This window comes from Okeania sp. SIO2B9, from assembly GCF_010672505.1.
Taxonomy (GTDB): domain Bacteria; phylum Cyanobacteriota; class Cyanobacteriia; order Cyanobacteriales; family Microcoleaceae; genus Okeania; species Okeania hirsuta.
In genome coordinates this window covers 1-3,420 of the sequence record NZ_JAAHGK010000856.1, presented here as the reverse complement: position 1 = coordinate 3,420, position 3,420 = coordinate 1, and the positions used below count along the sequence as shown (strand labels likewise).

2 protein-coding genes, 1 rRNA gene and 2 pseudogenes are annotated in these 3,420 nt (G+C 38.1%); 3 read left to right on the top strand and 2 right to left on the bottom strand.

The window, feature by feature from the left end; all coding sequences use genetic code 11:
• The first annotated feature begins 139 nt into the window (after nt 1-139).
• Nucleotides 140-257, top strand: a 5S ribosomal RNA gene (rrf, locus tag F6K13_RS24550).
• A gap of 251 nt (nt 258-508) precedes the next feature.
• Nucleotides 509-670, top strand: coding sequence for a tail fiber domain-containing protein (locus tag F6K13_RS24545; RefSeq protein WP_161564677.1), 162 nt, complete (start codon nt 509-511; stop codon nt 668-670).
• Nucleotides 671-988: 318 nt separating this feature from the next.
• Here F6K13_RS24545 and F6K13_RS24540 read toward each other — a convergent pair.
• Both F6K13_RS24540 and F6K13_RS24535 read right to left on the bottom strand, forming a co-directional pair.
• Nucleotides 989-1,459, bottom strand: a pseudogene (locus F6K13_RS24540) (RtcB family protein); the annotation flags it as partial.
• Between the two features lie 248 nt (nt 1,460-1,707).
• Nucleotides 1,708-2,880 (bottom strand): FAD-binding oxidoreductase, encoded by a 1,173-nt coding sequence (locus F6K13_RS24535; protein ID WP_124146917.1) that lies wholly within the window; start codon nt 2,878-2,880, stop codon nt 1,708-1,710.
• 145 nt (nt 2,881-3,025) lie between these two features.
• Here F6K13_RS24535 and F6K13_RS24530 point away from each other — a divergent pair.
• Nucleotides 3,026-3,420: pseudogene (locus F6K13_RS24530) on the top strand (hypothetical protein); the annotation flags it as partial.

Below are 3,420 nucleotides of genomic sequence, written 5' to 3'. Positions count from 1 at the left end.
AAGACTACCCGTTGATAGGTGTTCGGTGGAAATGCAGTAATGTATGCAGCCTAGACACACTAACAGACCGAGGACTTGACCTCATTTCTCTTTTCACTTCTGACTATGCAGCCTTCTTTGTTTCTTTGATTCCTGTATTCCTGGTGTCTATGAGGCTATAGACCCACTCCGACTCCATCTCGAACTCGGTAGTGAAATGTAGTGCTGGCGAAGATACTTTGGGGGTAGCCCCATGTGAAAATAGCTCGATGCCAGGGTAATATTTAGCGAAGCATCTTTCTGATATATGGGAAAGATGCTTTGTTGTTTTTGGCAGTAGTGGATTGCCATCTTTTTTTGTATATATTAGATTTGTATATATTAGAATATTTAATTTATTGATATCTTCTTGCTAATCAGTCCAATTTTTTTGAGGAGGATAGAATGAGTAACTTTGTTGCTATGTTAGTATGGAGGTTATAAATTTACAAACCTAAGAGCTGTTTTTTGGCCAAATGGAAACCTGAGGTTGAAAGGTAGTGTTTCTCAGAGTTCATCGAAAGAATTAAAAGAAAATATCGCCAGTCTGTCCAGTCAAGAGGCAGTTGATATATTAGCAGACCTCAACCCAGTCAAATATAATTACATTGCTGATCATAGTAAAACTCTGAATGCTGGTTTTATTGCTTAAGAGGTTCCAGAGTTAATAACTACTGACGAATACAAGGCAGTTAAGACTATGGATGTTATCGCAGTTTTAACTAAGGTTGTTAAACAACAGCAAGAAGAACTCGAAACCTTGCAAGAGGAAATTCAATTGCTCAGACAAACAAAATAACAACAGCGATCCAGTACAAAGAAACTAAAGATACTTTGGGGGTTCCCCCATTTAAAAATAGCTCGATGCCAAGATTATTATTGATTAAAGCCTGTTTCCGAAATTTGAGAAACAGGCTTTTTGGGTTTTTTCCAAATAAGCAAAGTAGACAAGCAAACAAATATAGAAAAATTAGCCTTTGACACAAACAACTTGTTTAAGAGTTGCTACAACTTCTACTAAATCATTTTGCTGATTCATCACTTCCTCAATAGACTTATAAGCACTAGGAATTTCATCAATAACGCCTCCATCTTTCCAGCATTCTACTCCTTCAGTTTGCTTCACTAAATCATCAACAGAAAAACGTTTTTTAGCTTGAGTGCGAGACATCATTCGGCCAGCACCATGACTACAGCTACAATAACTTTCATGGTTTCCTTTTCCTTTGACAATGAAGGATTTTGCTCCCATTGAACCGGGTATAATTCCATAATCTTCTTCCTGTGCTCGCACAGCACCTTTACGAGTTACATAAACTTCTTCCCCAAAATGTATTTCTTTTTCCGCATAATTATGATGACAGTTCACATCTAATAGTGGTTTTGTTGGTTTACCACCTGCTAAATGCTTTTCAACAATTCGCTTAAAACGAGCCATCATTGTAACATAAAAAGATTACGGAATGTAGGTAAGGATATAACTATGAAGAGGACTAATTAGACATAGGAGTGGAAATTACACTTATGGATCATTTTTTGTGTTTTTTTTCAGAAATTTTCTTCCCTGTTGCCAGATGAGCTGTTGCCTCTCTTGGTGCGCATTCCCTTGCGTCTGACGCCGACGCGGGGTCGCACCGCTGTTGCCTACTTCTGCAAAAAGTCTATTATTTTTCACCAGATGTCTATTAGTTAGATAAAGCGATGAGGAGATAATTGCTTGATAATTTCATCATTTTCTCCGACTACATAATTAGCGAATCTTTTAGCTAGGGGAGGTACAAATACAAAGGGACTACTGAACCCAGAAAAAATATGTATCCCTTCTAGATGAGGAATAGCTCCTATGAGGGGTAAGTCGTCAGCACTGTATGCTACTAAGCAGTGATGCCAGGTTGCAGGTAAATTTTCTAATGCAGGTAAAACTTTTCCGATCTCTGCTCGCATAGCAACTTCACTTTGAGTAGGATCGATTTTAGTGTAGGGGTCCGTGAGTACGCGGGAAATTTGACCTATTCTGATGCTACCGTTTTTAAATTGAATTGCACCAGCATCTAAGCTAAATGGCACAAATTCGTGACCAGGTTCATCCCACATTTGCTCAAACTCAACTGTACTTGTAGCAGCTTCACATTGAAAACGTTTTTGTACTGCTGTTAAAACGCTAGTATTTAGTTGCAATTCCACAGGAGGAATTTCTAACATCTCGGCATGGGTGAAGTAAACACGGGTGGGGATGCCTGCTGATTTTAGGAAATGACGAGAAATTCCACCAGCACAAATTACTACATTGGCAGCGTGATAAGTTTGAGTAGTTGTGTGGACTCCAGTTATACGATCGCCTGTTTTTACTAACCCCGTTACCTCTGCAATTTCAGTTTGACCTCCTATTTTGGTAAATGCTTGACAGTAGGCTAAAGTTGTTGCTTCTGGGGAAACATGACCGCTAGGAACAGTTAAAGCTCCTGCGATCGCCTCTTGATTTAGTAAGGGTTCCATTTCACAGGCTTCTTGGACACTAATTAGGCGAGGTACAATATTACACTGAGAGAAATTAGTAGCTATTTTTTTTGGGTCATATTCGGTGGCGATGGTTAGCAATAAATCTAACTCTTGAAATTGTGTATCTGCTTCTAATTCTTCAGATAGATAATGATGACGTTCTTTTGCTTCCTGAAAAAGTTGATTAGTCAAATCTGTAGTACCAGACCAGTAGGATAAAATAGCATAACTATAACGGGTTGCACCTTTTAAAGTAGGGTATTTTTCCAACAGGAGTACGGTAAAACCTTTTTTTGCCAATTCATAACTGAGAGCTGCTCCTGTTATTCCGCCACCAACTACAATCCAATCGTAACTTTTCATAAACAATTTACTCTAACATTTTCCTGATATCATAATAGGTATTTAACTAATTAGATTATTTAGGCAAATAATTATGCAGTTTTTGAATCAGTTATTCAGCATAAATACCAGACTAAACAAGCAAATTTGTGGGCTGATAATTATATTGCTATCAAGTATAACTTTACCTAGTCTTAGCCTAGCACAGTTGCCTCGTTTTGATTCTCAACCTTTAAAACAACCTTCACCAGAAAAACCGTCTTCGACTGTATCACCATCAAATACTGTTCAAACTCAGCCTAGTCAACTCCCAAAACAACCTTCACCAGAGAAACCGTCTTCTACTGTATCACCATCAAATACTGTTCAAACTCAGCCTAGTCAACCCCCAAAACAATTAATTGTTAATGACTCTACAGCTCCTTTACCTGGAACAAGACAATTGCCTATTGGCATTATTCAACCTGTAAATGGTTTGGTCAATATCAAACTTGCAAATAATACTGCTGCTACAATTTCTTATGAGATAATTGGAGATACTACACAACTGGCGTTGTGTAA

Excerpts from the sequence above, each read along its gene's own strand:
- F6K13_RS24535 (WP_124146917.1), bottom strand. The coding sequence starts at position 2,880 with ATGAAAAGTTACGATTGGATTGTAGTTGGTGGCGGAATAACAGGAGCA.